Source organism: Winogradskyella sp. A2, assembly GCF_046762865.1.
Classification (GTDB): domain Bacteria; phylum Bacteroidota; class Bacteroidia; order Flavobacteriales; family Flavobacteriaceae; genus Winogradskyella.
The window spans coordinates 1-5,510 of record NZ_JBKQXM010000013.1; the positions used below are offsets into that span (position 1 = coordinate 1).

The window sequence follows — 5,510 nt, forward strand, 5'->3', positions numbered from 1 at the left end:
GGAAGTACGCTTCTCTAATTATTGTTGGAGAATTTATTATCTTTTCATTCTCAAACCAGAACTACGTTTAACCCTTGAGTTAGCCACAAGCGGATAAACTAAAAAATGTTATGAACAATCATTATATCTCTTTAATGGCAGCCTATGGAACCGGAGTGTTATTATGGTTTTTAGCTAATTACATATTTAAATCATTATGGAAAGATCATAAAACAATAACGTTCAAAAAACCGTGGTTGGAATTCATATTTTCCATCATGGCTGTAATAGTCATAATAGGTATAGGACAATTGTATATGAGGGATTTATTGATACCACATGATGGTAATAAAATAATTGACGCAATAAATCAGTTTTTAATTTTTTCTCCCACTTTGTTACTTATTTATATTAGAAAACAACCTATCGAAACAATTTGGTTACCTAAATCAAAAGTTTTATATCGTTTTCTTGTAGGTGTTGTTATTGCAATATGTTCCCTTATTGTTTATTGGTTAGTCAGAAAAAATGCGCCATCGTTTGAAAGCATATTAACAAATACATTTCATCCCAAAAATATATCCCATCTAGTTCAAGTCTTTATGGAAGATATTACGATAGCGCTCATTTTCGTTAGATTATCAGCTTGGATTGGAAATCAAAAATCTATTGCTATTGTTGCTATTTTATTTGCTGCTGGACATATCCCAAGTTTGTTATCAAATGGTTTTTCTGTTTTGGAACTTAGTAGTTTATTCCTTGATGCATTTATAGGTGTACTAGTTTTAAGTGCTGTCAGTAAATCTAGAGACGTATGGTGGTTTTTTATTTTACATTTCACTCTGGATATGTCTCAATTTTATGGTGGACAGTAAAAATAAAGTAAGGGATTGAATATTAGTTAAAAATAGCCAGTGGCTAACACCGTGTATATTTAATTGCTTGGTCACTAACGACTTACGAAAATTCCGCTGGAATTTTCTATCTGTGATTTGTTTGCTAAATTAGTTGCTGAAACACGCAACTAACCATACACAAACACGTTAGTGGCAAGCTGTGAAACTTTTTAACTAAATAGAGAAAACTTATGAATCCTATAATTAAAACTATAAGAACAACTATTTTAAGTTTATGTGTTTTATTGGTAGCATCTGAAATAGAAGCCCAATCATACGAAAATCTTAATCGGCTGGAAGGCAACTATTTGGACACTTACTATAGTGAAGACACCTATGAACAAGCAGTACATATGGCAAAACTTTGTGATAGCGTAATGTCCTTTTATAATGCGCTAATTGGATTTAAACCTTCAGTTTCATTACTGGTACTATCACCAGCCGATTGGAGTAATTATACCAAATTTCCCGTTTATGGCATGCCTCATTATCCCAATAGCAAAACACTTGTAGTCGCTTCCGATGACAATGATTTTTGGAATAGCATGCTTCCCTCATTAGAGAAGTTGCCAAAGGAAATTGCACATGCGATCTCGAATACATATTCTGACGATTCTGGTAATTTAACAATGAGAGGCTTTTTTGACCTGTTAGCTATTCATGAATTGGGTCATACCTTTCATGAGCAAGGTGGTCTTACCACACAACGTAAATGGATGGGAGAATTATTTGCCAATATATTTCTTCATACCTATATAGCTGAAAAGGAACCCACATTATTACCAGCCTTAACAACTTTCCCTAAAATGGTGGTATCCTCAACTGATCCGGGGCAATTAAAATATTCGACCTTAAGTGAACTGGAAAACAATTATGACTTAATAACACAACAATATCCCCAAAATTATGGCTGGTATCAATGTAAGTGGCATATCGGAGCAGCAAATATATATGATGAAGGTGGCGTGGGTACTTTTCAGAAATTATGGGACGTTTTAAAATCGAATAATGAGCCATTGAATAATCTATCATTTGCAACACTTTTATCAAATAAGGTTCATAAAAGCGTTGCGGACGTACAATTAAAATGGAATAAATAAAAGCCTGCCACTAACAATGGCTATAATTCATTGCTTAACTATGGCAAAAACCAAGATTAGTTTAACTTTAAACGACTCGATTTCTACGGTCGAAAATTCCATCGGAATTTTCAACGCAACGAAATCATAGCCGAGACCGTTACAGTCAATTTTGACCCACCGCTTATTATCTAAGCAACACGCTACACTACACTTCCATTCAACCTTCAAAGTATTTCTATTAATTATTAATAAACAAGTTTATACATATTTGAAACAATAAATTTGCATATAATAGTTGTGTATATTATATTTGCGACAACATAAAATAAATAGAAATTACATGAAGCATAAACCAGACCCTTATAAGCCCGAAAATGATTTAGGCTTTTTATTATGGCAGATAACCATGACTTGGCAAAGACAGTTAAATAGAGCTTTAGATGAAATAGATTTAACGCACACTCAATTTGCTCTCATATCAGCGCTAAGGTCTTTGCTCAAAGAATCGAATACTGTTACACAAAAATCTATTGCAGAACGCAGTAATACCGATACTATGATGGTTTCTAAAGTGCTTCGAACTCTTGAGAAAAAAGGCTTCGTAGAAAGAAAAGAGCACGAAACAGATACTAGGGCAAAATGTGTGTTTCTTACATCAAAAGGAATAAAAACTTATAATCTTGCCTTTAAAATCACTTCGGCAGCTAATCAAGATTTTTTGAGTAAGCTATCAGATAAAGATAAGTTTATCCAAGAGTTACGAAATATAGTTAGAATTGAAAAAATATTCAATACATAACAGGTATGGTGTTAAATAACAGAAAAATAAGTTTAAAAGCTAGGGTACTACATCGTTATTTAGGGTTTTTCTTAGCTGGCGTAATGGCTATGTATGCCATTAGTGGAATCATTATGATTTTTAGAGAAACAAATTTTTTAAAAACAGAAACAGTTGAAACACGACAATTAGAACCTAATCTAGTCGGAGGAGAATTAAGTCCAAAGTTGCGAATGGGTGTAAAAGTGGATAAGCAAGAAGGTGATATATTATATTTTGAAGAAGGTAATTATAATCAAGAAACGTGGGTGGCGACCGTTAAAAAAATGAAACTGCCATTTGTACTTGAAAAGATGGAACGACTACACAAAGCAACTACAGATAGTCCACTCTATTTTTTCAATATCTTCTTTGGATTGTCACTACTATTATTTGTGCTTTCTGCATTTTGGATGTTTTTGCCAAGTATGCCTATTTTCAAAAAAGGGATATACTATGCTATTGGAGGTGTGATACTAACACTCATTATGCTATTCCTCTAAAAAAAATTCTCATTAAATAAATCAAAAAAAATCATATAAAAATGGATAAATTAATCGTGGTCTTTTTAGGACTCTTGCTATTCGTCGGTTGTAATGAACCGAAGCAAGGAGCAACAAAAAATTCAAATTTTGAATTAGTGAAGCAAAAATCTCAAGTGTTACTTGAAAAAGATGGTGTACCATTCAGGGACTTAAATGGAAATGAACAATTAGACATTTACGAAGATATCAATCAACCTATCGAAGCGAGAATTGATGATTTGTTGAGCCAAATGACTTTGGAAGAAAAGGCAGGTATGATGTTCATTAACGGTGCACCTGTTAGTGCCGACGGAAAACCAGATGGCAAAGAAGGTCTTGAAGGCCATTTGTCAAGAATGCCTTCCGTTGTTGAAAATATGGACAAACTAAAAATGACATATTTTAATATTTGGAGTATTCCTGCTGACCCAAATATTTTTGCGAAATGGTATAACAATACACAGCAAGTTGCTGAGAAAACAAGATTAGGTATTCCGATTACTATCGCTTCAGACCCGAGACATCACTTCAGTAATACCATTTTCTCAATGAGTGCAAAAGGGTTTGCTCAATTCTGTGAAATACCAGGCTTTGCGGCTATTGGCGATGAAAAATTGGTAGCAGAATTTGCAAATATCGTTCGTGAAGAATATTTGGCTATTGGTATTAGAGAGGCATTACATCCTCAAATTGACTTGGCTACCGAACCTCGTTGGGCAAGGATTAGTGGAAACTTTAGCGAAGATGCGGAGTTAACAGCTCGATTAGTCAAACCTTATATCAAAGGTTTACAAGGCGACAAAATAAGCAATGGTGTAGCTTGTATGACGAAACACTTTCCAGGAGGTGGCCCACAAAAAGAAGGTTTAGACCCACATTTTTCATTTCAAAAAGGACAAATATATCCGGGTGATAATTTTGACTATCACTTGATTCCTTTCGAAGCTGCTTTTGAAGTCAATACGTCTGCTATCATGCCTTACTATGGTGTACCGACTGATCAAACGGATGAGAATGTCGCGATGGCTTATAACAAAACCATTATTACCACTTTATTAAGAGAAAAATATAAATATGATGGTGTTGTCTGTACCGATTGGGGCTTGATTACTGACCGACCGATGGGACCCGATGTGGTTTGGAAAGCAAGGGCATGGGGTGTGGAAGATTTAAATGCTGCAGACCGAGCGTTGAAAATTATTGAAGCAGGTTGTGACCAGTTTGGCGGTGAAAATAGACCAGAATTAATTGTGCAATTAGTTGAAGAAGGTAAATTGACAGAGGAGCGAATTAATATTTCGATTAAACGTTTACTAAAACAAAAATTCGAGTTGGGCTTGTTTGACAACCCTTTTGTAGATGAAACTAAAGTCAATGAAGTTTTTGGTAAAGAATCATCAAGAGCATTAGGAGAGAAAACACAAAAGATCTCCATGACACTTTTAAAAAATTATAAATCAACATTGCCATTAACACAAAAGAAATTTAAGGTATACATCGAAAACATAGATAGTACAACGGTCGCTAACTATGCCGAAGTAGTTACAACACCCGAAGCGGCTGATTTTGCTATTATTAGATTAAATACGCCGTGGTACCCTGCTGAGACAAATGTTCCTATGGCAAAAGGTTTTCATCATGGTGATTTGGATTTTAAAGGCGCTGAAAAGCAGCGAATTTTAGATTTATTGAATAAAGTACCAACAATTGTTGATATTTATTTAGATAGACCTGCTGTAATTCCTGAAATCACTAATGCTGCAACGGCTCTAATTGCTAATTATGGTGCAAGTGATAAATCAGTTTGTGAGGTACTTTTTGGAAATACTACACCGCAAGGAAAGTTACCTTTCGAGTTGCCGTCTTCTATGCAAGCCGTAGAAAATCAAAAAACGGATGTGCCGTATGATAGCGAAAATCCATTATTTGAATTTGGGTTTGGATTAGAGTATGAAAAGAATTAAAAACTGACTGTAACAACGTATATAAAAAATAGCGGTTTAGGTAATTACCTAAGCCGTTTTTGTGTTTAATTAAGTATCTTTCTTTCTGGAAAGGTAGAACATTAAAATCCGCTACTTTCCATATACAAAACAGATGAGAACACATTATTCATATCATTCCTATTGTTTTTTAAAGGAATTCATGTGTTCGCTGTGCTCGTGACGCCAAAGGCGAACTTTAATTACTACGTGCTTTCGCACTCTCGTCC

General features: G+C 34.5%; 5 protein-coding genes. All 5 read left to right on the top strand.

Annotated elements, in window-relative coordinates; all coding sequences use genetic code 11:
- The first annotated feature begins 110 nt into the window (after positions 1–110).
- The 5 genes from ACFWV9_RS16010 to ACFWV9_RS16030 all read left to right on the top strand — a co-directional run bounded on the left by ACFWV9_RS16010 (position 111) and on the right by ACFWV9_RS16030 (position 5,262).
- Positions 111–854 carry a type II CAAX prenyl endopeptidase Rce1 family protein gene (locus tag ACFWV9_RS16010; protein WP_411896244.1) on the top strand — a complete coding sequence of 248 codons (744 nt, stop codon included), beginning with the start codon at positions 111–113 and terminating at the stop codon, positions 852–854.
- A 212-nt stretch (positions 855–1,066) separates the two neighbouring features.
- Positions 1,067–1,975: a hypothetical protein gene (locus tag ACFWV9_RS16015; protein WP_411896245.1), complete on the top strand. Its 909-nt coding sequence runs from the start codon at positions 1,067–1,069 to the stop codon at positions 1,973–1,975.
- 322 nt (positions 1,976–2,297) lie between these two features.
- Positions 2,298–2,756 (top strand): MarR family winged helix-turn-helix transcriptional regulator, encoded by a 459-nt coding sequence (locus tag ACFWV9_RS16020; protein WP_411896246.1) that lies wholly within the window; start codon positions 2,298–2,300, stop codon positions 2,754–2,756.
- A 5-nt stretch (positions 2,757–2,761) separates the two neighbouring features.
- Positions 2,762–3,277: a hypothetical protein gene (locus ACFWV9_RS16025; protein WP_411896247.1), complete on the top strand. Its 516-nt coding sequence runs from the start codon at positions 2,762–2,764 to the stop codon at positions 3,275–3,277.
- Between the two features lie 41 nt (positions 3,278–3,318).
- The gene (locus tag ACFWV9_RS16030; RefSeq protein ID WP_411896248.1) at positions 3,319–5,262 is read left to right on the top strand and encodes a glycoside hydrolase family 3 protein; all 1,944 of its coding nucleotides are present in this window, start codon (positions 3,319–3,321) and stop codon (positions 5,260–5,262) included.
- The last annotated feature ends 248 nt before the right edge of the window (positions 5,263–5,510 follow it).